Annotated in this window: 22 protein-coding genes and 1 tRNA gene; 6 read left to right on the top strand and 17 right to left on the bottom strand. The window is 69.1% G+C overall.

Features of this window, described 5'->3' with window-relative positions; all coding sequences use genetic code 11:
- Window positions 1-9: 9 nt before the first annotated feature.
- The gene (gene prfB, locus ACFXOO_RS04910) at window positions 10-1,119 is read right to left on the bottom strand and encodes a peptide chain release factor 2 (RefSeq protein WP_378838820.1); all 1,110 of its coding nucleotides are present in this window, start codon (window positions 1,117-1,119) and stop codon (window positions 10-12) included.
- Between the two features lie 108 nt (window positions 1,120-1,227).
- On the opposite strand from prfB, the gene ACFXOO_RS04905 reads away from it, so the two are divergent.
- A complete protein-coding gene (locus ACFXOO_RS04905; protein ID WP_394562917.1) occupies window positions 1,228-2,502 on the top strand; it encodes an MFS transporter in 1,275 nt (424 codons plus the stop codon).
- Between the two features lie 47 nt (window positions 2,503-2,549).
- Here the strand turns inward: ACFXOO_RS04905 and ACFXOO_RS04900 are convergent, their stop codons facing one another.
- Genes ACFXOO_RS04900 through ACFXOO_RS04870 form a run of 7 tightly spaced genes read right to left on the bottom strand, consistent with a single transcriptional unit; the run spans window position 2,550 to window position 7,064 of the window.
- On the bottom strand, window positions 2,550-2,978 hold the full coding sequence (locus ACFXOO_RS04900) for a pilus assembly protein TadG-related protein (RefSeq protein WP_394562916.1): 429 nt from the start codon (window positions 2,976-2,978) through the stop codon (window positions 2,550-2,552).
- On the bottom strand, window positions 2,975-3,505 hold the full coding sequence (locus ACFXOO_RS04895) for a TadE family protein (RefSeq protein ID WP_378850947.1): 531 nt from the start codon (window positions 3,503-3,505) through the stop codon (window positions 2,975-2,977). The genes ACFXOO_RS04900 and ACFXOO_RS04895 overlap by 4 nt, the downstream gene beginning before the upstream one ends.
- The gene (locus tag ACFXOO_RS04890) at window positions 3,480-3,878 is read right to left on the bottom strand and encodes a TadE/TadG family type IV pilus assembly protein (protein WP_378850949.1); all 399 of its coding nucleotides are present in this window, start codon (window positions 3,876-3,878) and stop codon (window positions 3,480-3,482) included. Before ACFXOO_RS04890 ends, ACFXOO_RS04895 begins: the two co-directional genes overlap by 26 nt.
- 2 nt (window positions 3,879-3,880) lie before the next feature.
- The gene (locus tag ACFXOO_RS04885; RefSeq protein ID WP_378850951.1) at window positions 3,881-4,093 is read right to left on the bottom strand and encodes a hypothetical protein; all 213 of its coding nucleotides are present in this window, start codon (window positions 4,091-4,093) and stop codon (window positions 3,881-3,883) included.
- A gap of 27 nt (window positions 4,094-4,120) precedes the next feature.
- Complete coding sequence (locus tag ACFXOO_RS04880) at window positions 4,121-5,053, bottom strand: type II secretion system F family protein (protein ID WP_394562915.1); 933 nt, start codon at window positions 5,051-5,053, stop codon at window positions 4,121-4,123.
- Window positions 5,050-5,907, bottom strand: coding sequence for a type II secretion system F family protein (locus ACFXOO_RS04875; protein ID WP_378838803.1), 858 nt, complete (start codon window positions 5,905-5,907; stop codon window positions 5,050-5,052). Before ACFXOO_RS04875 ends, ACFXOO_RS04880 begins: the two co-directional genes overlap by 4 nt.
- Entirely contained in the window at window positions 5,904-7,064 is a 1,161-nt protein-coding gene (locus ACFXOO_RS04870; protein ID WP_378838801.1) for a CpaF family protein, read from the bottom strand. Before ACFXOO_RS04870 ends, ACFXOO_RS04875 begins: the two co-directional genes overlap by 4 nt.
- Before the next feature lie 64 nt (window positions 7,065-7,128).
- On the opposite strand from ACFXOO_RS04870, the gene ACFXOO_RS04865 reads away from it, so the two are divergent.
- Window positions 7,129-7,416, top strand: coding sequence for a PLDc N-terminal domain-containing protein (locus ACFXOO_RS04865; RefSeq protein WP_378838798.1), 288 nt, complete (start codon window positions 7,129-7,131; stop codon window positions 7,414-7,416).
- A gap of 1 nt (window position 7,417) precedes the next feature.
- On the opposite strand, the gene ACFXOO_RS04860 is transcribed toward ACFXOO_RS04865, so the two are convergent.
- Window positions 7,418-8,707, bottom strand: a complete 1,290-nt coding sequence (locus tag ACFXOO_RS04860; RefSeq protein WP_378838795.1) for an alpha/beta hydrolase-fold protein — start codon at window positions 8,705-8,707, stop codon at window positions 7,418-7,420.
- A gap of 114 nt (window positions 8,708-8,821) precedes the next feature.
- Here ACFXOO_RS04860 and ACFXOO_RS04855 point away from each other — a divergent pair.
- Window positions 8,822-8,903, top strand: a tRNA-Leu gene (locus ACFXOO_RS04855).
- Window positions 8,904-8,972: 69 nt separating this feature from the next.
- Window positions 8,973-9,758: a DedA family protein gene (locus ACFXOO_RS04850; protein WP_394562914.1), complete on the top strand. Its 786-nt coding sequence runs from the start codon at window positions 8,973-8,975 to the stop codon at window positions 9,756-9,758.
- A 14-nt stretch (window positions 9,759-9,772) separates the two neighbouring features.
- Here ACFXOO_RS04850 and ACFXOO_RS04845 read toward each other — a convergent pair whose 3' ends face one another.
- Complete coding sequence (locus ACFXOO_RS04845; RefSeq protein WP_394562913.1) at window positions 9,773-10,702, bottom strand: Ku protein; 930 nt, start codon at window positions 10,700-10,702, stop codon at window positions 9,773-9,775.
- A 171-nt stretch (window positions 10,703-10,873) separates the two neighbouring features.
- Here ACFXOO_RS04845 and ACFXOO_RS04840 point away from each other — a divergent pair, with 171 nt between their 5' ends.
- The gene (locus tag ACFXOO_RS04840) at window positions 10,874-13,435 is read left to right on the top strand and encodes an ATP-dependent DNA ligase (protein ID WP_394562912.1); all 2,562 of its coding nucleotides are present in this window, start codon (window positions 10,874-10,876) and stop codon (window positions 13,433-13,435) included.
- A gap of 6 nt (window positions 13,436-13,441) precedes the next feature.
- Here the strand turns inward: ACFXOO_RS04840 and ACFXOO_RS04835 are convergent, their stop codons facing one another.
- From ACFXOO_RS04835 to murI, 4 genes are all read right to left on the bottom strand, one after another.
- Window positions 13,442-14,356, bottom strand: coding sequence for a cation diffusion facilitator family transporter (locus ACFXOO_RS04835; protein ID WP_394562911.1), 915 nt, complete (start codon window positions 14,354-14,356; stop codon window positions 13,442-13,444).
- Window positions 14,357-14,444: 88 nt separating this feature from the next.
- Complete coding sequence (gene rdgB / locus ACFXOO_RS04830; protein ID WP_394562910.1) at window positions 14,445-15,080, bottom strand: RdgB/HAM1 family non-canonical purine NTP pyrophosphatase; 636 nt, start codon at window positions 15,078-15,080, stop codon at window positions 14,445-14,447.
- A gap of 1 nt (window position 15,081) precedes the next feature.
- On the bottom strand, window positions 15,082-15,819 hold the full coding sequence (rph, locus tag ACFXOO_RS04825; protein WP_378838778.1) for a ribonuclease PH: 738 nt from the start codon (window positions 15,817-15,819) through the stop codon (window positions 15,082-15,084).
- A gap of 99 nt (window positions 15,820-15,918) precedes the next feature.
- Window positions 15,919-16,737 carry a glutamate racemase gene (gene murI / locus ACFXOO_RS04820; RefSeq protein ID WP_394562909.1) on the bottom strand — a complete coding sequence of 273 codons (819 nt, stop codon included), beginning with the start codon at window positions 16,735-16,737 and terminating at the stop codon, window positions 15,919-15,921.
- An 82-nt stretch (window positions 16,738-16,819) separates the two neighbouring features.
- Between murI and ACFXOO_RS04815 the strand changes: the two genes are divergently transcribed.
- A complete protein-coding gene (locus ACFXOO_RS04815) occupies window positions 16,820-18,154 on the top strand; it encodes a nicotinate phosphoribosyltransferase (RefSeq protein WP_394562908.1) in 1,335 nt (444 codons plus the stop codon).
- Window positions 18,155-18,172: 18 nt separating this feature from the next.
- Here ACFXOO_RS04815 and ACFXOO_RS04810 read toward each other — a convergent pair whose 3' ends face one another.
- Genes ACFXOO_RS04810 through ACFXOO_RS04800 form a run of 3 tightly spaced genes read right to left on the bottom strand, consistent with a single transcriptional unit; the run spans window position 18,173 to window position 21,521 of the window.
- Window positions 18,173-18,439, bottom strand: coding sequence for a DUF3039 domain-containing protein (locus ACFXOO_RS04810; RefSeq protein ID WP_378838770.1), 267 nt, complete (start codon window positions 18,437-18,439; stop codon window positions 18,173-18,175).
- A gap of 26 nt (window positions 18,440-18,465) precedes the next feature.
- Complete coding sequence (locus ACFXOO_RS04805) at window positions 18,466-20,034, bottom strand: hypothetical protein (RefSeq protein WP_394562907.1); 1,569 nt, start codon at window positions 20,032-20,034, stop codon at window positions 18,466-18,468.
- Window positions 20,010-21,521 (bottom strand): ATP-binding cassette domain-containing protein, encoded by a 1,512-nt coding sequence (locus tag ACFXOO_RS04800; protein ID WP_394562906.1) that lies wholly within the window; start codon window positions 21,519-21,521, stop codon window positions 20,010-20,012. The genes ACFXOO_RS04805 and ACFXOO_RS04800 overlap by 25 nt, the downstream gene beginning before the upstream one ends.
- Window positions 21,522-22,003: the final 482 nt, after the last annotated feature.

Raw genomic sequence — 22,003 nt, 5'->3', positions numbered from 1 at the left:
AGCATCCGGTCAGTCGTCTTGCGGGCGCTTGCGCCACTTGATGCCGGCGGAGATGAAGCCGTCGAGATCGCCGTCGAACACCGCGGTGGGGTTGTTGACCTCGAAGTCCGTGCGCAGATCCTTGACCATCTGGTACGGCGCGAGCACGTACGAACGCATCTGGTCACCCCAGCTCGCGGTGATCACCCCGGCGAGGTCCTTCTTGATCGCGGCCTCCTGCTCCTTCTGGATGAGCATGAGGCGCGACTGCAGCACGCGCATCGCGGCGGCGCGGTTCTGGATCTGCGATTTCTCGTTCTGCATCGACACGACCGTGCCGGTCGGGATGTGGGTCAGACGCACCGCGGAGTCGGTGGTGTTGACGGACTGCCCACCGGGGCCGGACGAGCGGAACACGTCGACGCGCAGATCGTTCTCGGGGATCTCGACCTCGACGGCCTCCTCCATGAGCGGGATGACCTCGACAGCCGCGAAAGAGGTCTGACGCTTGCCGGCGGAGTTGAACGGACTCATGCGTACGAGCCGGTGGGTGCCGGCCTCGACGCTGAGCGTTCCGAAGGCATAGGGCGCGTCGACCTCGAAGGTGGCCGATTTGATGCCGGCCTCTTCGGCATAGGACGAGTCCATGACGGTCACGGGATACTTGTGCTGCTCGGCCCACCGCAGGTACATGCGCAGCAGCATCTCGGCGAAGTCCGACGCGTCCACTCCGCCGGCACCCGCGCGGATCGTCACGACCGCGGGGCGTTCGTCGTACTCGCCGTCGAGGAGCGTCTGCACTTCGAGCTGGCCGATCAGGCCCTCCAGCTCGACGAGCTCCGCCCGAGCCTCGACTGCGGAATCCTCGTCACCCATCTCGTTCGCGAGCTCGACGAGCACCTCGATGTCGTCGAGGCGGCGTTCGATGCTCTGGATGCGGGCGAGCTCGGACTGCCGGTGACTGAGCGCGCTCGTGACCTTCTGCGCCTTGTCCGTGTCATCCCAGAGATCGGGGACGCCGGCCTCTGCGCTGAGGCGATCGATCTCCGCCGTGAGCGCGTCGAGATCGACCACGGCCTTGATGTCGGCGAAGGTGGCGCGCAGCGCCTGGATATCGGCGGAAAGATCTAGTTCGAGCATGACAGTCCAGGGTATCGCGGATGCGGCCTCACCTCCGGCCCGTCGATCGACCGGGTCACAGGAGCCGCCCGGACGACCGGCGCCGGAATGCGCCGATAGCCTGAAGTGATGGCCGATCCCGAACGCACCTCTCGCGTGCTGTGGCGATTCGGCCCCATGATCTATGGACCGACCGTCCTGTTCGGACTCGGCGAGGGCGCGGTGATCCCCCTGATCCCGGTCATCGCCGCACAGCTCGGTGCAGGTGTCGCCGGCGCCGCCCTCGTCGCCTCCGCGCTCGTGGTCGGTCAGCTGTGCGGCAACATCCCGTCGGGGTGGGCGGTCGCGCGTGTCGGCGAACGCCTCACGATGGCCATCGCCGGGGCGGTCGCCCTGGGAGGAATCACGGGGATGCTGTGGGCTCCGAACCTCGGCGTGTTCGCGGCATCCGTCTTCCTCATCGGGTTCTGCGCCGCGGCCTTCGGCCTCGCTCGGCACTCGTTCATGACGACGCGTGTGCCGCTCGCCTTCCGCGCGCGGGCGCTGTCGCTCCTCGGCGGATCGTTCCGGCTCGGGATGTTCGTCGGGCCGTTCATCGCGGCGGGCCTGCTCGGGCTGTTCGGCGAAGAGCACTCCGCCATCTGGTTCTTCGCCGGCTGCCTCGTCGCCACGGTACTGCTCGTGCTGCTCGGCCCCGATCCGGAGGCCGCGGTGCCGGTCGCCGCACCGACCGGCGCGGCCACTGGCTCCGCCGTCGAGGACACCGGGGAGGCCGTCACCGGGTCGATACCGACCGCGGCCCGCGTGGGGGTGTTGCGGACCATGTGGCTGAACCGCCGGGTGCTGTCGAGGCTCGGCCTGGCCGCGGCATCCCTTTCGGCCATCCGCTCGGCCCGCCAGGTGGTGCTGCCGCTGTGGGGCTTGTCGATCGGACTCGACGCGCAGAACATCGCGCTGGTGGTGGGGATCTCGGGTGCCATCGATTTCACACTGTTCTACGCGAGCGGCCAGGTGATGGACAGGTTCGGCCGACTCTGGGCGGCGCTGCCCGCGATGGTGCTGATGGGCTGCGGATTCCTGGCGCTGTCGTTCACGCACGACGTCGAGGGCGCGGGCATGTGGTTCACGATCTTCGCCGCGGTACTCGGCCTGGGCAACGGCCTCTCGAGCGGCATCCTGCTCACTCTGGGGGCGGACGTGGCGCCCGAGACGGCCCCCGCCGCATTCCTCGGATCGTGGCGCACCCTCACCGATGCGGGCGGCGCGGTGGCGCCGCTGATCGTGTCCGCGGTGACCGCCGTGGCCAGCCTGTCGATCGCCACCGCGACCATGGGCGTGCTCGGATTCGTCGGAGCGGCGGCGTTCATCCGCTGGGTGCCGATGTTCGTTCCGCGTAAGCGATGACGGCGGCTGGATTGCCCTCGTGGGGCGTCGACCGAGCCCAGGGTCCCTCACCGCAGAGCGGTGCGACTCGTCGCCGTCGCCTGCAGCGGCACCCCGTCGGGGACGAACAGCGTGATGACCGGTGGGTGCCAGACGGCTGCGACCGTCACCCGGGCGGACAGACCGTCCGGGGTGGTCGCCGAGAGCAGCGCCGCGCCGTTCCCGACATCCGTGACGAGGGACTCCGCCTGCGCGCGGACCCCGTCGCTGGTGAGGGCGGCGATCGGCTCCCCCGTGCCGTCGACCGAGATCGTGAAACCGTCCGCGCCGGCGAGGGCCGCAGCGTCCGCCAGCGAATCCAACTGCTTCTGCGCGAGGTAGAGGCTCGTCGCATTCGCACAGACGAGCACGGCCACGAGCGCCAGCACGGCGTAGCCGATCGTCAGGATCAGGATGCTGCCCTCGTCATCGTCCACGGGCCCACGCGGGCCTTTCATGGCGCGCTCCAGAAGCGCGATACCTTCTGCGCGGCGGATGCCTCGACCGGGATACTCGCGAGCCGCTCGAGGCCGAGGACTTCCGGCACGAGGGGCAGCGACACCCGGGTCGCGACGGTGACGACCACGGTGGCACCGGCGGACGGGCACGACGCTGACACGGGTCGACAGGCGATCGACACGTCGATCGCCGAGGAATCGATTCCGTACTCCTCCGTCACGACCGCGATGACGGCGTCGGCTCTGACGGCAGCGGTCGCGGCATCCGGCGCGGTGGAGACCGTGCGCGCGACGTGCCTCGCGCCCGCCTCGACCCCGAGTGCCTGCCCTTGGATCAGGCCGAGGGCGATGATGAGGTAGACGACGGGCACCAGGAGAACCAGCCCGACGAGGATGAACTCGAGGGCCGCTGATCCGATCTCGTCCTCGAGCAGGCGATCGCCCTGCCCGGGCAACCACCCGCGGTCCTGGCGTGGCGCGCTCTCGTCGTCCCGACCCCTCTCAGTCCAGCGTTTCGACCGGGGCATGCGCGGTCACCTCCAGCAGCCGAGGAGCGCCGAGAAGCCCGATCAGGGGAAGCGTGGTGCGGATCGTGACTGCGATCTCGGATCGGCCACCCCGATCTGTCTGGCGCACGTCGACGTCGTCCGCGTACGCGGCTCCGACGGCCCGCGTGACGATCGCGCGGGTGCGGTCTGCGCCCTCCGACAGCGCCGTGTCCGCCAAGGCCGCGTGGAATGCCCCCTCGACTGCCGCATCGTGCACCACGTTGCGCACGTAGATGGCCAGCGACAGCTGGAGCACGCCGAGTGTCAGCAGGGTCAGCAGCGCCCCCACCAGGACGAACTCGACGGGACTGGAGCCGGATTCGTCATCCGCGAGCGAGCGGACGCCTCGCACGGCTACAGACCGGAGACGCGCGAGATCGCCTGCTCGAACAGGCCGGCCAGCGCCGGTCCCGCGAGCGCCCAGATCACGACCACGAGCCCGGCGGTCATGAGGGTGATGAGCACCCAGCCGGGGACATCACCGCGTTCGTCGTCGCGCAGACGGATCGTGTCGCCCCAGGCTGTGCGCAGTCGCGCCGTCACCCGTCCGTACAGTTCACGCATCATCGTTCTCTCCATTCCGACCGCGTGCGGTCAACCGATCCCGAGTCGCAGCATGAAAACGCCGGGGAAGACGGCGAACAGGATGCTGAGCGGCAGTATGAGGAAGACGAGGGGCAGGAGCATCAGGATCTCCTTGCGCCCGGACTGCTCGATGAGGCCGCGTTTCGCGTCTTCACGAGCATCGAGCGCCTGCGCATGCAGCACGTGCGCGAGGGGTGCGCCGCGGTCGATCGCTGCGATCAGGTGGTCGATGGTGCGAGACAGCGCGGGCACCTGCACCTGCTCGGCGAGACGGGCGAGCGAGTCACCCAGCGACGAACCGGTGCCGACGGCCAGCACCACTCCGCGCAGCTCGCTGGTGAGGTCACCGGCACCCACGGCACCGACCCGCCGCAGCGAATCCAGAAGGCCCTCACCGGCGGAGAGGCACAGAGCGAGGAACTCCAGCACGGTCGGCAGCTCTTCCTCGATCCGCCCGACCCGTGCGCGCGCCGCGCGCGTCAGATGCACGTCGGCGAGGACGACCCCGATGACGGCGGAGACCGGCGGGATGAGCACTCCGCCGGCAGACAGCCGTCCGAAGAGCGCCAGGACGACGACGAGGATTCCACCGACGACGAGTCCGCCCACGCCCCAGGCGAGTTGCCGCCCGCGGAAAGCCGCGACATCCATCGGCCACGCTGCTTGCCTCAGACGCCGCACGATGGTCTCAGAACCGCCGATCGCCGCACCGAATCGCAGCTGCGCCGAACGCCACACGGCTCGTACGTCGACCGACAGCGGGGCGACCCATACGGTCGTGCCGCGCGGATCGGTGACGTCCCGGATGTACGGGGCGATCCGCCGCGACAGGCTGGGCGCACCCCAGCGCGGGGCGAGGGAGACGAGAAGGCAGACGCCGATCCCGAACGCCCCACCCAAGACGACGGCCGTCGCGATCTGGGTGAGGTCGACGGGAGTCACCCGAACCACCGCCGCGGCTCGGGCAGTCGGCCGATACGAAGCATGATCCGGTAGGCGAGGAAGGAGACGACCGCGCCCGTCACGATCAGGGCCACGCCCTCGGGGCTCGAATACGCCTCCGCGCCCTCGGGCCGGAGGGCGAGCAGAGCGAGGATGACCCAGGGTGCGACGACGCCGAGGACCGCGGCGCCTCGCACCCACGACTGCCGAGCCTCGACTTCGGCCCGCAGCGCTGCGTCCGCGCGCACCGACCCCGACAGTGCACGCAGCACCGCGGTGAGTTCCGTGCCGCCGACCTGACGCGCCATGCGGAGGGTCTCGATGATGCGGTCCGCGACAGGGTCGGCCAGGGTCGTCTTGAGTTGAGCCACGCTGGAATCGAAGTGCCCGGACGCCGAAAGGTCGCGCGCGAACTGCGCGAAGGCGGGACGAAGGACGACCGGCGCGGAATCCTGCAGACTCGCCACCGCGTCCGGAAGCGCCATGCCGGACCGCACCGATGCGATCAACAGGTCGCAGATGTCGGGCCAGAGGCCGCGCCGCGAGCGCCGCAGCCGCAAGACCCTCGCGCGCAGCCAGAGGAACGGAGTCGACGCGCCCGCCGCTCCGGCAACGCCGGCGAGTGCCGGCACCGGCGCGACAAGCCACGAGGTCGAAGCGGCCAGCAGCGCCGTCGCGGCCGAGACGATCAGGACCGCTCTCGGCGGGATGCGGGCGAAGCCGGCCGCCTCGAGCAGCCGGTCGAGCGCGCCCGGCTGCGGCACGGCAGCCGCGCGCTCGCCATGCGGCCACACCCAGGGCGAGATGAGGAGGAGGATGCCGGCTCCCAGGACCGCTCCCCACACGATGATCATCTTCCGCTCCGGCTGTACACCGTCCGCGCCTCGATGACACCGTCCACCACGCGGCCTGTCGGCTCGACCAGTTCGACCACGCGGCGTTGACCGGCTCCGTCTTTCGCGCAGTGTGCGACGAGATGGACCGACGCAGCGACAGCAGGCAGCACGAACCCGCTGTCGATGTTGCGGCCCGCGAGCAGCGGCAGCGCAGCCAGCTTCGACAGCGCTTCACGCGCAGAGTTCGCGTGGATGGTGGCCGCGCCCGGCACACCGGTGTTGAGAGCGAGAAGAAGATCGAGCGCCTCGGCGTCGCGTACTTCGCCGACCACCAGACGATCGGGGCGCATCCTGAGCGCCTCCTTGACGAGGCGGCGGAGGGTCACCTCGCCGGTGCCCTCCAGACTCGGCTGCCGGCCCTGCAGGGCCACCAGGTCAGCCGCATCGACACCGAGCTCGAAGGTCTCCTCCACCGTGACGATCCGGTGGCTGGGCGGACACACGCCGATCAGCGTGCCGAGCAGCGTCGTCTTGCCGGCATGCGTCGCACCCGAGACCAGCACGCTGCGGCCGTCGTGCATCGCGTCGCGCAGGGCACGTGCGGCCGCGGGTTCGATCGACCCCGTCGTCACGAGCGCGTCGAGGTCACGGAAGGCCGGCAGGAACTTCCGGACGTTCACCGACCAGTGGCGGCGGGTGATGTCGGGGATCACGACGTGCAGCCGGGACCCGTCCGGCAGCGATGCGTCCACGAAGGGCTGACTCAGATCGACGCGACGACCGGTGGCATGCAGCATCCGCTCCACAAGATCACGCACGGCCGCGTCGGTGAGCACCACCGGGATCCGCTCGGACCGTCCGGCCCTCGCCACGTAGATGCGGTCGGGCGCGTTGATCCAGAGCTCCTCGACGGTGGGATCATCGAGATAGGCCTGCAGCGGGCCGTAGCCCGCGATCGACGCGAGCACGTCGCGGACCGCGGATGCCTCATCGTCGACGGTCGCAAGTCCCCGGGCGAGCGCGAAGTCGTTGTGCCGTAGGACCTCGGCGCGGGCGATCCGGGCGGCGACCTCGGGATCCCGGGCGGGATCGGTCTGCTCTGCGCGGAGCCGTTCGCGCACACGCTCGGCCACGGCGGCGACAGGGCCGACCACAGTGGCGGAGGCGAGACTCATCCGTGAATCCTCGCAAGACGAGGAGACGGCCGCGGAAGTTATCCACAGGTGGGAGGATGAGCCCATGACTCACGACACCACGAAGGAATCGCTCAAGGACATCGCACTGGATGCGGCGAAGGCCGCCGGCGCTGCCAAGGCCGTGAAAGCCGTGAAGGCCGTCGGCCCCGTCGCCCGTATCTGGCTCTTCCTGGTCGGCACCCTCCAGCTCGCGTTCGCGTTCCTCGCCTTCTGGGACCTCGCCCATCGACCCGCCCGCGACATCCGGGGCCCCAAGCCGGTGTGGATCCCGGTCATCCTCGTCAACTGGATCGGACCGCTCGCCTACTTCGCGTTCGGCCACAAGCGCTGATTCAGGGAGCGGAAAGTCCCAGCACGGGATACAGGACGGTGAAGCCCTCCTGCAAGCCGCCGTTCAGGCCGTCCACGACGTGACCTGCGCCGGGGACGGTGTAGCTCGTGACCGTCATGCCCGCCTTGCTCGCTGCGGCCGAGACCGCCTGCTGAGCCGGCTGGAAGCCGGGGTCGTTGCCGCCGACGGTGAAGACGGCGGTGACCCCGGCGTAGGTGCCCGCGGGGGCCGCCGCCATGATGTTGATCGGCTTCGAGGCCTCGAACTTGGCGGAATCACCGCCGTAGATCTGCGCCGTCACCGAGGCGACGTCCTCGGAACCGGGGAATTCCTCGCCCGAGATGTCGAGGATGTTCTTGAACACGTCCGGCTGCTGGGCGCCGTATTTGATCGCACATCCTCCACCGTTCGAGTATCCGGCGATCACCCAGTACTTGGGATCCTCGATGATGTTCAGGTTCTTCTTGGCCCAGTTCACGACATCGGTCTTGATATAGGTCTCGGCGTTGCCGAAGGCGGACGAATCGGCGCACGCGGGATCGCCGACCGTTCCGATCTGGTCCGCGACGATGACGATCGGCGCCAGACCCTTGTTCTTCGCGGCGAAGTCGTCGAGCACGGCACCGATGTAGCTCGGATCCGGATTGCCCGGATACCCCATCATCAAGATCACCAGCGGGAGCGCCGGCGCGCCCTGCACCTGTGCAGCCGGGGGCAGGTACAGACCCGCCGGGCGGGCGTTGAACCCCGAGACGGTGCCCGGGATGACCTGCGTTCCCTGCGAGCCCTTCTGCGGCATGCCGGATGGCGGTGTCCAGGAAGCGTAGAGCGGACCGCTCGCCGTCGTAGACGGATTCGGTGTGGGGATCGCGATGGGATTGTCGGAACTGACCCCGAAGATGCTGCCGAGCGTCGGGTTCAATCCGTAGAACGCGTTGACGCCGATCATGCCCACGATCGCGAACCACAGGATGGCGAACGCCGCCACGATCTTCCGCCAGACAGGCGAACTCCACAGACTCACCACCGCCAGTCCGATGCCGGCGAAGGCGATCGTCGCCCACACTCCCACCTCGGGAGGCAGCGCGTCGCCGAAGGCGCCGGTCACGTTGGCGAGGAAGAAGATGCCGAAGCCCACAAGCGCGCCCAGGCCGATACCCAGTACCGCGGTGAGCAACCATCGCGGCGTGACCCGCCGGAACAGCAAGACGATCACAAGGACGATGCCGACCGCGTAGACGATCGACGGGACTGGGCCTTCGATGACCGGCAGCTGCCAGAGTGCGTCCACGAGTGCTCCTATGACGACGAGTTTCGCCAACATACCGCGTGGCGGACCCCCCCGACCGGCACCCGCGGATGTCCCCAGGCATTGTCCAGTCGCCTGGATAGACTGAGCGCACCAGCGGGAGTGGTGAAATCGGCAGACACGCAGGATTTAGGTTCCTGTGCCTTCGGGCGTGTGGGTTCAAGTCCCACCTTCCGCACGGGCCCGGTGCTCAGGTTCCGGCTCCACCACCACCGACGACGACCGCTACCGCGTGACGGGAACGACCTTGCACTCCATCGCTCTGATCCCCTGGCTCGACCCCGAGACGCTCATCGCCGCGGCGGGCCCGTGGGCTCTGCTGGTGGTCTGCTTCATCGTCTTCGCCGAGACGGGCTTGCTCATCGGGTTCCTGCTCCCGGGCGACACCCTCCTCATCATCGCCGGCCTGCTGTCGCACCCGAGTCCGGTCGCCCCGAACGGCGTCTTCGGCATCAGCGTGTGGTGGGTGGCTCTGCTGATCGCGCTGGCCGCTTTCCTCGGCGGCGAGGTCGGCTATTACATCGGGCACAAGGGCGGCCCGGCGATCTTCGAGCGTAAGGAATCCGGCCTGTTCAGCCGCAAGAACGTCGAACGGACGAACTCGTTCTTCGAGAAGTACGGCGGACTGACGGTCATCATCGCCCGCTTCGTGCCGATCGTGCGCACGTTCGCTCCTGTCGCCGCCGGTGTGGGGCACATGCCGTGGCGCCGCTACACCCTCTTCAACTTCATCGGAGCGATGCTCTGGGGCTTTGGTCTGACCATGCTCGGTTACCTCATCGGCTTCATCCCGGGCCTCGGTGACTTCGTCGCCGAGTACATCGACGTGATCCTCCTCGCCGCCGTGGTCGGCACGCTCCTCGTCACCGCCTATCACTACTTCAGCGAACGCCGGAAGGCGAAGAAGGATGCCGCGGCCGGCACGGACGTCATCGACGAAGTGGAGGCCGAGGCGCTCGTTCTCGACGCCGATGTCTTCGACCGCGGGCCGGAGCACGATGACCGCGGATCGTCGGGTGGCACCCGCCCCTAATGGGAAGAGCGGCGTCAGGACGCCTTCGCGGTCTTCTTCTTCGCCGCGGTCTTCTTGGCGGCAGGCTTAGTGGACGACGTCGATGCGGATGACGTCTTCTTTCCGGATGCCTCGGACTCGGCATCCGCGTCGTCTGTCGTCTTCGATCCCTGACGAGCCGCCCGGGACCGCTCGACGCTGGCACGCAGCGCCTCCATCAGGTCGATGACCTCGCCGCCGCTCTCAGCCTCCTCGGGTTCGCCGAAGGTCTCTGTCGTGTCGAGGGTGTCGCCCTTCTCCAGCTTCGCGTCGATCAGCGTGCGCAGCTCGTTCTGGTACTCGTCCACGAACTCGGAGGGGTCGAAGTCGCTTGCGAAGCTGTCGACGAGCGAGGCCGACAGCTCGAGCTCCTTCGCCGAGATGCGCACGGTCTCGTCGAGGGCGGGAAATGCGGCCTCCCGCACCTCGTCGGCCCAGAGCAGGGTCTGCAGCACGAGGACGTCACCGCGGACTCGCAGAGCGGCCAGGCGTGTCTTCTGCCGCAGCGAGAAACGGACGATCGCCGTCCGGTCGGTCTGCTCGAGCGTCTTCCGCAGGAGGACGTAAGCCTTCGGCGACACCGAATCCGGCTCGAGGTAGTAGGCGCGGTCGAGTGTCAGCAGATCGACCTGCTCGGTCGGCACGAACTCGACGACCTCGATCTCACGGCTGCGTTCCGACGGGAGCGACCCGAGGTCATCCTTCGTGAGGACGACCGTGCGCTCGCCGTCGTCGAAGGCCTTGTCGATGTCGGAGAAGGGAACGACCTCCCCGTCGATCTCGCAGATGCGCTGGTAGCGGATGCGACCGCCGTCTGCGGCGTGCACCTGATGCAGCGACACGTCGTGGTCCTCCGTCGCGGAATACACCTTGACGGGCACGTTGACGAGGCCGAAGGTCAGCGCGCCTTTCCAGATCGCTCTCATGACCCCAGTGAACACGAAGAACGGATGCTGTGGCCAGGGGTTGCGCGGCGACCCGCGACACGACTCCGGTCGGGCGGTCGAAGCTTCCTATTTCCGGGGTCGGCTCGCGGCGTGGCACGCAGTCCACCCGAGTTGTGACACGGCGGCGCCCGCGACCGTCAGGATAGGACCGTGGCGAAGTCTGCGGCAGGGAGCGGCGAGACACTCGTGCGTGTCGGTGGCCGTCGCCTGCGCGTGACGAATCTCGACAAAGTGCTCTACCCCGAGACGGGCACCACCAAGGGCGAGGTCATCGACTACTACACGCGGATCGCCCCGTTCCTGATCCCGCATGTCATCGGTCGGCCCGTCACCCGCAAGCGCTGGGTCGAGGGCGTCGGCACAGAGGACCACCCCGAACCGGTCTTCTTCGCGAAGGACCTCGAACGCGGTGCGCCGTCCTGGGTGGCGCGGATGCCGATCGAGCACTCGGGCGGCGCGAAGTACTATCCCCTCGTCTCGGACGTGCCCACTCTGGTGTATCTGGCCCAGGTCGCGAGCCTCGAGCTCCACGTCCCGCAGTGGCGCTTCGCTCCGGACGGCTCCCGGGGCCCCGCCGACCGCCTGGTGCTCGACCTCGACCCCGGCCCCGGCGTGGGACTGGCGGAGTGCGCGATCGTCGCGGGGTGGGCACGCGACATCCTGACCGGAATGGGCCTCGAACCGTACCCCGTGACGAGCGGAAGCAAGGGGATCCATCTCTACGCGGCACTCCCTGCGGGGCAGTCCACAGAGCACGCGTCGGCCCTCGCCCACGAGCTCGCGCGCGCGATCGAGAGCGACCATGCGGACCTCGTCGTCAGCAGCATGAAGAAGACCGAGCGGACGGGCAAGGTGCTGATCGACTGGAGCCAGAACAACGGCGCGAAGACCACGATCGCCCCCTATTCGCTCCGGGGTCGACCGCACCCGACCGTGGCCGCCCCCCGGACGTGGGCGGAGCTCACCGAGCCGAACTTCCGGCAGCTGAGGTTCGACGAGGTCCTCGAGCGGATGGGTACCGAGGGAGACCCGATGGCGGCCCTCGGGTTCCACTCGGGCGGTCGCGATGCCGAGGTGGGCCCGCTTTCGGCCTACATCTCCAAACGCAGCGCCGGGCGCACGCCCGAGCCGGTGCCCGTCAATCCGCTCGGCGAGACTCCGCACAACGAACGACCCACCTTCGTCATCCAGGAGCATCACGCGACCGCGTTGCACTGGGACTTCCGGCTCGAACACGACGGCGTGCTCGTCAGCTGGGCCGTGCCCCGCGGGGTCCCGCACTCGTACACGCGCAACAACCTCGCCATCATGACCGAGGATCACCCGCTCAGCTACGGCGGCTTCGAGGGGTCGATCCCGGCCGGCGAGTACGGCGGAGGTACGGTGACCATCTGGGACGAGGGGCGCTACGACCTCGAGAAATGGCGCGACGACGAAGTGATCGTGACCCTCGAGGGTCGTCCGGGCGGGCCACTGGGACGCGTGCGGCTGGCCCTCATCCGCACGTCCGGCGCGGGCGAGAAGTCGAGCTGGCTGCTGCACAGGATGAAGACGGATGCCGCCGGCCGCGTGCAGCCCGACGGCACCGTCGTCGAAGCCGGACTGCAGGGTGACGAGACGGAACGCCCGACGCCGGGGAGGGTGCGCACGAAGGCCGGCTCCGGCGGTCGTCCCTCCGTCGTGCCCGGCGCGCACGGGCCGAGCGCCGGCAGTGCCTCGTCGGCGTGGCCGCCGACCTCGGACGCGCTCCGACCGATGCTGTCGACCTCGGCGACACCGGGGATCGCGCGCGGTGCCGCCGCCCGATGGGGCGGAACGCCCTGGGTCGAGACGAAATGGGACGGGATCCGTGCGATCGGCGTCTGGGACGGCGCGCACCTCCGGCTGTACGCGCGGAGCGGTAACGAGCTCACGCACCGCTATCCCGAGCTGACGGGGCCCGACCTCGGCTTCGGAGACGAACATGCCGTCGTCGACGGGGAGCTCGTCGCCCTCGAACCGGACGGCCGCCCGAGCTTCCCGCTGCTGCAGACCCGCATGAACCTCGAGCGGGCCGGGGACATCGCCCGCGAGGCACGGCGCACGCCCGTGCAGTACTACCTCTTCGACGCCCTCGTGCGCGGGGATCGTGACCTCACCGGCGAACCGCTCCACGAGCGGCGGCGCGTGCTGGAGGAGATCGCGGAGCCCTCCGCGGCATCCGTCATCGTCCCGCCGGTGTCCGAAGACGTCGACACCGCGCTCGAAACGGCTGATCGACTGCGGCTCGAGGGGATCGTGGTCAAGGACCCGTCATCGACCTACCGAAGGGGGCTGCGCTCGGAGTCGTGGCTCAAGGTCAAGATCACACGGACGCAGGAAGTCGTCATCGCCGGCATCCGCCCCGGCAAGGGCGGCCGAAGCAACACGTTCGGGTCTCTTCTGCTGGGGATCCCCGGCGAGGACGGGCTGCGCTACGCAGGACGCGTGGGCACGGGGTTCAGCGATTCGATGCTCGCCACCCTGCTGCAACGCCTCATGCCGCTCCGCACCGACGAGAACCCCCTGCTCGGCGTACCGGCCATCGACGCGAGCGACGCGCTGTGGGTGCGACCCGAGCTCGTCGGCGAGGTGGAGTTCGGCGAGTTCACTCCGGGCGGCATCCTCCGTCATTCGCGATGGCGAGGACTGCGTCCCGACAAGTCGCCCGAAGAGGTCTCGCGAGAGAGCTGAACGCGGTCAGGCGTGGGCCTCGTGCTCGATGTGCCCGGCCGGCTCGAGCTGGAACGTCGAATGATCGACGTCGAAGTGATCGGCCAGGCACGTCTGCAGTCGGCCGAGGATCTGGCCCGATCGTCCGTCGGTGAGGGCCGATTCCTCGACGACGACGTGCGCGCTGAACACAGGGGCGCCGCGCGTCAGCTGCCACACGTGCACGTCATGCGCGTCGACCACTCCCGGCGTCGACAGGATGTGATCGCGGATCTCCTCCACGTGCATGCCCTGAGGGGCCGCCTCGCTCAGCACCGACGCGACTTCGCGCAGGAGCCCGATCGCGCGGGGCACGATCATCGCGGCGATGAGCAGGGAGGCGATCGCGTCGGCCGGAGCCCATCCGGTCGTCACGATGATGATGGCGGCGACGATGACGGCAGCCGAGCCGATCAGGTCGCCGAGCACCTCCAGGTACGCGCCCCGCACATTGATGCTCGTCCGCTGAGCGGTGCTGAGCAGCCACATCGCCGCGGCGTTCGCGACCAGCCCGACGACGGCGACGATCAGCATCAACCCGCCCGCGACCGCGCTCTCCGAAGGATTCAGGAAGCGCAGGATGGCCTCGACGGCCACCCAGGCCGAGAGGCCGATCAGGATCACACCGTTGATCAGTGCGCCGAACACCTCTGCGCGCTGATAGCCGAAGGTGCTGCGTTCGTTCGCCGGCCGGGCCGCGACCGCGCTGGCGATGAGCGCGATGATGAGGGCGGCGGCGTCCGTGAACATGTGCGCCGCATCCGCGAGGAGGGCGAGCGATCCCGACAGCACCGCGCCGACGATCTGCACGACCATCACGATGGTCGTGATGCCCAGAGAGATGGCGAGGAGCCGCCGGTTGCTCGCACCGCGGATGCCGGCATCCGGTGCATGATCGTGCATAGGCCCAGGCTAGGACGTCGCGCGGCTCGGCCGGGTGATGTGCGCGTAATCGGGAATGAGTGTGCTTCTCATCTACCGCAGGACGGCGTCACAGGCGTTCGAGAAGGGGTGCGAGCTTCTCGAAGGCACGGGCACGATGAGAGGCACCGTTCTTCTCCTCGGCCGTCCACTCGCCGACGGAGCGCTGCGACCCGGCAGGCTGACCGTCGGGGATGAACACCGGGTCGTACCCGAACCCGCCGTCCCCGGCGGCGACCGTGGCCAGGCGGCCGGGCCAGCGTCCCTCTACGACGTGCTCCTCCCCCGTCGGAGTGACCAGGGCGATCGTCGAGACGAAGGAGGCCGCGCGGTGCGGGTCGGCGACGTCGGAGAGCTGGTCGAGCAGCAGGTCGCGGTTGGCTGCCGCATCCTTCGCATGACCCGCCCAGTAGGCGGAGAACACGCCCGGGGACCCGCCGAGCACGTCGACGCAGATACCCGAGTCGTCCGCCAGCGCGGGAAGGCCGGTGTGCGCAGCGGCCGCCCGCGCCTTGATCAGCGCGTTGGCCGCGAAGGTCACGCCGTCTTCGACGGGCTCGGGTCCGTCGTACCCGACCACTTCGAGATCGGGCCGGGTGGCCTCGACGATCGCGCCGAACTCCTCGACCTTGTGCGGGTTGTGTGTCGCCAGGACGATCTTGCGGCGTGCCGCGAGGGCATCCGAGGAGTTCTGCCCCGCGGTCACGCTACTCTCCCGCCAGGGCCGCGCTCTGGAGGTCTCTGAGGTCGGCGCAGCCGTTCACACCCAGTTCGAGCAGCGCATCGAGCTCACGCTTGTCGAACGGCGCCCCCTCTGCCGTCCCCTGCACCTCGACGAACAGCCCGCGCCCGGTGACCACGATGTTCATGTCGGTCTCCGCGCGCACATCTTCGACGTACGCGAGATCGAGCATGGGCTCGCCGTCGACGATTCCGACGGAGACGGCGGACACGGAATCGACCAGCGGCGTGGCCTTCTGAGCGATGAACTTCTTCGCGCGGCCCCACTCGATCGCATCAGCGAGGGCGACGTACGCGCCGGTGATCGCCGCCGTCCGAGTGCCGCCGTCGGCCTGCAGCACATCGCAGTCGATCACGATCGTGTTCTCGCCGAGCGCCTTCGTGTCGACGACCGCGCGCAGTGCGCGCCCGATCAGGCGCGAGATCTCGTGGGTGCGCCCGCCGATCTTGCCCTTCACGCTTTCGCGGTCGTTGCGGCTGTTGGTCGCGCGCGGCAGCATCGCGTATTCGGCAGTCACCCAGCCCTTGCCCTTGCCCGTCAGCCACCGGGGCACTCCGTTCGTGAACGAGGCGGTGCAGAGCACCTTCGTTCCGCCGAAGCTGATGAGCGCGGACCCCTCGGCCTGAGCGCTCCAGCCGCGTTCGATCGTGACGGTGCGCAGCTGGTCGAGGGTGCGACCATCGGCGCGGGTGATGTCGGTCATGGGGTGTTCCTTTCGGTGGTGCGTGTCCAGGTGTGGCCTGGTCTGGCGCCGCGGATCGTGCAGGGAGTGGACAAGCGAAGGGCGAGCGGATGCCGCGACTCAGCGCGGCAACTCGATGGCTCCGGTCTGCACCAGCCGGACCGTGCTGACTTCGCGGCCCATCAGGCGGTGCGCGAGACGGAGGAAGTCATCGGCGGAGTCGCCGGTGGCCTCGTAGACATGCGTGGTCGAGGCATCCGGTCCCGCGAGCAGGTCGCGGCCGACGAGCTGGCGGTAGACGTCCTTGGCGGTCTCGGTGTCGCTGGAGACGAGTGACACATCCGGCCCCATGACGTAGCTGATGGCTCCTTCGAGGAACGGGTAGTGGGTGCAGCCGAGCACCAGGGTGTCGACGCCGGCATGCCGCAACGGCGCCAGGTACTCCTCGGCCACGGCCAGCACCTCGGCGGAATCGGTGATGCCGGCCTCCACGAATTCGACGAAGCGCGGGCATGCCTCGGCGAAGACGGTGAGGCGCTCGTTGACTTCGAGCATGTCCTGGTAGGCACCCGAGCCGATCGTTCCGACGGTGCCGATGACACCGATCCGTCCGCTGCGCGTCGTCGACATCGCGGTGCGGACCGCGGGACCGATCACCTCGACGACCGGCACGTCGTAGCGCTCCCGAGCATCGCGCAGCATCGCGGAGGACGCGGTGTTGCAGGCGATCACCAGCATCTTCACGCCCTCATCGACGAGCGTGTCGAGGACCTCGAGCGCGTAGCGACGCACGTCGGCGATGGGCTTGGGTCCGTACGGTGAGCGTGCCGTGTCGCCGAGGTAGAGCAGCGATTCCCGCGGCAGCAGAGCCGAGACCGCTCGTGCCACGGTGAGACCGCCGACCCCGGAGTCGAAGATGCCGATCGGCGCGTCATTCACGATCATCCAGCCTACGCCAGCCGCCCGCGGCACCCGTCTCCGCGGCGTCGGTGAGACCGCCGGCGCTGGATAGAGTGACCCCATGAGCGACGTCTCGAACAGCACGGCCCTGCACACCGACCGTTACGAGTTCACGATGCTGGATGCGGCGCTCCGGGACGGCACGGCGCATCGCCGCTGCGTCTTCGAGCTGTTCGGTCGCAGGCTCTCCGCCGGACGGCGCTTCGGGGTGGTCGCCGGGACGGGCAGGCTGCTCAGCCTCATCCGCGATTTCCGATTCGGGGACGACGAACTGCGCTACCTCCGGGATGAGCGCGTCGTCGATGAGTCGACTCTGCGCTATCTCCAGGACTACCGCTTCACGGGCTCGATCACGGGGTACCGCGAAGGCGAGGCGTATTTCCCGGGGTCGCCGGTCCTGACGGTCGAGGGCACGTTCGCCGAGGCCGTCATCCTCGAGACCCTCGCCCTGAGCGTGCTCAACCACGACTCCGCGGTCGCGACGGCCGCGGCGCGCATGAGCGTCGCCGCTGGTGACCGGCCGCTCGCCGAGATGGGCTCACGACGGGCCGGCGAGTCATCAGCCATCGCGGCCGCGCGCGCCGCGTACATCGCGGGGTTCGGCGCGACGTCGAACCTGGAGGCCGGTCGGCGCTGGGGCATCCCGACGATGGGCACCGCCGCCCACTCCTACACGCTGCTGCATGACACCGAGGAAGACGCGTTCCGTTCGCAGATCGACGCGCTCGGCGTCGGAACGACGCTGCTGATCGACACCTATGACATTCCGACGGGTGTCGACACGGCTGTCCGTGTCGCGGGCACCGAGCTGGGCGGGGTGCGCATCGACTCCGGCGACCTCCCCGCGGTGGCGGCGCAGGTGCGTGCCCAGCTGGACGGGCTCGGCGCCACCGGCACCCGCATCACGGTGACGAGCGATCTGGACGAGTACGCGATCGCAGCTCTCGCAGCATCCCCCGTCGACGCGTACGGAGTCGGCACCTCAGTGGTCACGGGATCCGGCACCCCGACGGCGGGCATGGTCTACAAACTGGTCGCCCGGCAGGGTGCCGCAGGCGCGTGGGTATCGGTCGCCAAGGCGTCCGCCGACAAGGCTTCCACTGGCGGTCGGAAGGCCGCCTTCCGTACCCTCGAGAACGGTACGGCGACGTCCGAACTCATCACGGTGTCGGACGGCTTCGAAGACGTCGACACGGCGGCGGAGCATCCGGGATCGCGGGTGCTGCAGGTGCCCCTCGTGGATCACGGCGATGTCGACGGCAGCTCCGAGGGCCCCGCGGGTGTCCGTGCCGCACGGGCGCACCATCAGCGCATCAGAGAAGAACTCCCCGTGCAGGCCCTTGCCCTGAGCCGTTCGGATCCGGCGATCCCGACGATCTTCGTCGACGCGGGCTGACCCCCGGATGACAGCCGGTCAGCCGACCATCGACTCGTAGATCTCCTTGCAGGTCGGGCAGACCGGGAACTTCTCCGGGTCCCGGCCGGGGACCCACTTCTTGCCGCAGAGCGCTCGGACCGGTTTGCCGCTGATCGCCGACTCGAGGATCTTGTCCTTCTTGACGAAATGCGAGAAGCGCTCGTGGTCGCCCGGCTCGAGACTCTCCTCGCGGATGAGCTCTTCGAGCTCCCGATCGAGAGTGGCCAGACCGCCGGCATCCGGGTTGTCGAGAGGAGTGCTCATGGTGAGCCAGTTTAGCGGCGAAGGGCCTAGGTGGACTCGGCGAATTCCATCAGCCGCCCGCTGCGTCGCTCGAAGACGAACGATCCGATCACGATGCCGGCGACCAGGACGAGGAGGCCCGCACCCACGCCTGCCCAGAGCGCGGAGATGGCTTGTTCCACGTCACCGGTGAGGGCCTGCCAGGCCCACCAGAGTGCGGGAAGGCTGAACACGACGGCACCGAGCAGCACGAGGCCCTGAGCCATGCCGCCGGCCGCGCCCGTCCGCTGGGGCTGCTGGAACGGACTGTCGCCGGGGCGCGTCACCGCGTACGGCGCGAGCACGGAGGAGATGCTGGAGAGGCCGAGGCCGCAGAGGAAGAGCGACGTGCAGACGCCCGCGATCGCAGGGAGAAGCGCCCAGCGTCCGTGGGCGAGCGTGGTGAGCGGAACAGCGATCGCGAGCACGGGTACGGCGATCAACAGCACGGGCACCAGCCGCCCGATGCGGTCGGATGCGCCCCGGATGCCGCTCGCGATGTGCATCCACACGGCGGTGGAGTCGTACGCCAGGTCGTTGTGCGGCAGCCAGCCGAAGAAGAGGGCGGCGATCGGCACGGGCACCAGGACGGCGTATGCCCACGGCACTCCGGCGACAATCAAGGGAACCAGCATGATCAGCGAGGCGACAGGCACGACGACGATGTTCATGAGGTAGCGGCGGTCCCGCAGCCAATACGTGAGGCTTCGGGCCGCGACGCCGCCGGCGGGGGTGGCGGGGGCGACGGTGAACCACCCGAGTCCCCCTCGCTCTCGTGCGACGACGGGGCGCTCCGTCGTGGTGAGAACCCTTCGGACCACCCAGGTCCACAGCAGCGCGAGCAGCGCCACCGTGGCGAGCGCGATCCCGGCGGATGCCCACGCGGATGCCGCGCCCTGCGCCGCGCGTCCGGGAAGCGCCCATGCGGCTCCGAGTGGCGTGAAGGCGAGGGCCGTGACCGCTTCGGAGAGCTGTGGGGGTACCGACCCCTGCCAGTCCAGCGATCCCAGGAAGACGCCCACCGGCACCACCACCACGAGCACGACGATCGCGAAAAGACCGGTCAGTTCGCGGGAGCGACGCTCACGGAGGAACATGCCGGCCAACGCCATGCAGACGCGAGCGAAGAGCGAGCACGTGACGACCGCGATCACGACACCGATGACGGCGACGACCCAGGCCACGCCGTGCGCGGACCAGACGATGACCAGGCAGATCCCCACGGCCACGAGCGACGCGACAGGCACGCTGATCAGTCCCGCCAGGGCGAGGGTCGCCGCGAGCGGTCGTGGTTCGAGACCGAGGATCGCGAACCGCCGCGGGTCGAGCGGGTCGATCGCCCCCGCCATGAGGGGCGCGAGGGCGAATCCCAGCGTCACGGCGGAGCCCGCGATGACGACGACCGCGAGGGCGACGTCGCTCGACGCGTCCTGCAGCGTCAAGACCCCGGCACACGCTGCGGCGACCGCGACGAGCAGCAGGACGATGCCGCTGACCGTGCGCACGACGTGCGACGGATCGCCGCGCAGGGCTCCGAGCAGCAGCGAGAGTCTTAGTCTGAGAACGTGTGCAACCACTCGAGACCCTCCACGTCGCTGAGGCCCCCGGCGAGTTCGATGAAGCGCTGCTCGAGTGTCAGTTCGCCGCGCACCTCGTCGATCGTGCCCTCGGCGAGCACCTGGCCCGCCACGATCACCGCGACGCGCGAGCAGACCCGCTCCACGAGATCCATCCCGTGGCTGGACAGGATGACGGTGCCGCCGTGCGCGACATATGCACCGAGGATGTCGAGGATGATCGCGCTCGAGACCGGGTCGACGGACTCGAACGGCTCGTCGAGTACGAGGAGCCTCGGCGAGTGGATCATCGCCCCGGCGAGCATCACCTTCTTCGCCATCCCGGCGGAGTAGTCCGAGACGACCCTGCCGAGGGCTTCGGTGAGGTCGAACGCGCGCGCCAGGTCGTTCATACGGCTCTCGACGACCGACGGCGGCAGCTTGCGCAGCACCCCGCAGTAATACAGCAGCTGACGTCCGGTGAGCCGATCGAATGTCCGCAGCCGGTCGGGCAGCACGCCCATCATCCGCTTGGCCGCGACAGGGTCGGCGCCGGCGTCGATCCCGTTGATCGAGATGCTGCCGCCGTCCGGGCGCAGGAGTCCGGCGATCATGGAGAGCGTCGTCGTCTTTCCGGCGCCGTTGGGTCCGACGAGACCGTAGAACGTGCCCGCGGGAACGGTCAGATCGATTCCGTCCACCGCGCGCGTCTCGCCGAAAGACTTGCTGACGTTGTGCACCGTCAGCGCGGGGACATCGACATCGACATCGACATCGACGGATGCTGCGCCCTGTGTCTGCTCGTCGAGGAGGGCGGCGATCGCGTCGACGTCCGTATCGAGCTCCACGGCGCCGGGAGCGTCGGCGGTCGGGTCGCCCGTGAGTTCCCGGACAGCCGTCGACAGAGGATCATCGGCGAGCTGCGCGCCTTCGGCCATCTCGGCAGGCTCCGCAGTCTCGGGTTGATCTGCCTTCTCGATGCGCTGCGGAGCCGTCATCGTATCCGCGGGCACGCCGGCGTCGTCAGGATCGTCCGTCGACGCATCCTCGGTCGATGGGACTGCCGGTGCCGAATCGATCGCCGTCAGAGAATCCGTCGACGAGTCGGTTTCGACCTCGGTCCCGGCGTCTCCGACGATTCCGGCACCGTCCGCCGGCTCCACGTCCGTCTCGACGACGTCCGCGGGCTCCACGTCCGTCTCGACGACGTCCGCCGTCGGCAGAAGCGCCGAGGCCGGCGCGGTGACCGGAAGCGGAGGCAGCGGTGGCCGGGGCGGAATGAAGAATGCCGACGTGACATCGGCCGGCAGCGGCGGCGGCGGCCCCGGCGCGACCGGACGCGGAACGGGCGGGCGCGGGGACGCCTCGTCTGCATTCGTCGGCGTGTCAGCGGTCTCCGCCGGCACCTCGGCAGGGGGGACGATCTGCGTCGGCACCTCGGCAGGTATCACCGGATCCGGGTGCGCCTCCGCCAGAACCACCGTGTCGGACGCAGGCTTCTGTCGCACAGGGGTCGCCCGCGGCGCTCGCTTGGTGGCCGGAGTCTTCGCCGTGGTCGACCTCGCCGCGGTGGTCGACCTCGCGGCCGTGTTCCGGGGTGTCGCAGGCTTACGCGCGGGAGTCTTCCGCACCGGCGGCTTCGGGACGGGGGGCGTCGATGGAGCTGCGTCCGGCGCGGATGGTGCGGCGTCCTCGACCAGGTCGTCGGGCGCCCCCGAAGGAGCGGAAAACGTCTGCTGGTCCGCGGCCGGATCATCCGTCGTCACGGGCGGAGCGGTCGGAATCCGCACGATGTGCGGCCGCGTGATGCGAGCGCTGCCTGACTTCCCGTCCGGGTGTTCCGGAGAGGAGTCATGTGGCAGCGGCAGGGAGGCAGTCACGCCACCAACCTACCAAGACCCTCCCCCACGCCCACCCACCCACGGCGTGCCGCAGCCGTACACGGTTGGTCACGAATGCGCAACGGCGCGCCCGCATTATGCACCTTCCC

The sequence above is a fragment of the Microbacterium sp. P03 genome, from assembly GCF_043556235.1.
Classification (GTDB): domain Bacteria; phylum Actinomycetota; class Actinomycetes; order Actinomycetales; family Microbacteriaceae; genus Microbacterium.
Note: the sequence above shows the minus strand (reverse complement) of the source record. Positions and strands in the feature narration are given on the sequence as shown.

What these genes read in the sequence shown, in the direction of transcription:
- prfB (WP_378838820.1), bottom strand. Translation starts at nt 1,119, where the DNA reads ATGCTCGAACTAGATCTTTCCGCCGATATCCAGGCGCTGCGCGCCACC.
- ACFXOO_RS04905 (WP_394562917.1), top strand. Translation starts at nt 1,228, where the DNA reads ATGGCCGATCCCGAACGCACCTCTCGCGTGCTGTGGCGATTCGGCCCC.
- ACFXOO_RS04900 (WP_394562916.1), bottom strand. Translation starts at nt 2,978, where the DNA reads ATGAAAGGCCCGCGTGGGCCCGTGGACGATGACGAGGGCAGCATCCTG.
- ACFXOO_RS04895 (WP_378850947.1), bottom strand. Translation starts at nt 3,505, where the DNA reads ATGCCCCGGTCGAAACGCTGGACTGAGAGGGGTCGGGACGACGAGAGC.
- ACFXOO_RS04885 (WP_378850951.1), bottom strand. Translation starts at nt 4,093, where the DNA reads ATGATGCGTGAACTGTACGGACGGGTGACGGCGCGACTGCGCACAGCC.
- ACFXOO_RS04875 (WP_378838803.1), bottom strand. Translation starts at nt 5,907, where the DNA reads ATGATCATCGTGTGGGGAGCGGTCCTGGGAGCCGGCATCCTCCTCCTC.
- ACFXOO_RS04870 (WP_378838801.1), bottom strand. Translation starts at nt 7,064, where the DNA reads ATGAGTCTCGCCTCCGCCACTGTGGTCGGCCCTGTCGCCGCCGTGGCC.
- ACFXOO_RS04865 (WP_378838798.1), top strand. Translation starts at nt 7,129, where the DNA reads ATGACTCACGACACCACGAAGGAATCGCTCAAGGACATCGCACTGGAT.
- ACFXOO_RS04845 (WP_394562913.1), bottom strand. Translation starts at nt 10,702, where the DNA reads ATGAGAGCGATCTGGAAAGGCGCGCTGACCTTCGGCCTCGTCAACGTG.
- ACFXOO_RS04835 (WP_394562911.1), bottom strand. Translation starts at nt 14,356, where the DNA reads ATGCACGATCATGCACCGGATGCCGGCATCCGCGGTGCGAGCAACCGG.
- rph (WP_378838778.1), bottom strand. Translation starts at nt 15,819, where the DNA reads ATGACCGACATCACCCGCGCCGATGGTCGCACCCTCGACCAGCTGCGC.
- ACFXOO_RS04815 (WP_394562908.1), top strand. Translation starts at nt 16,820, where the DNA reads ATGAGCGACGTCTCGAACAGCACGGCCCTGCACACCGACCGTTACGAG.
- ACFXOO_RS04810 (WP_378838770.1), bottom strand. Translation starts at nt 18,439, where the DNA reads ATGAGCACTCCTCTCGACAACCCGGATGCCGGCGGTCTGGCCACTCTC.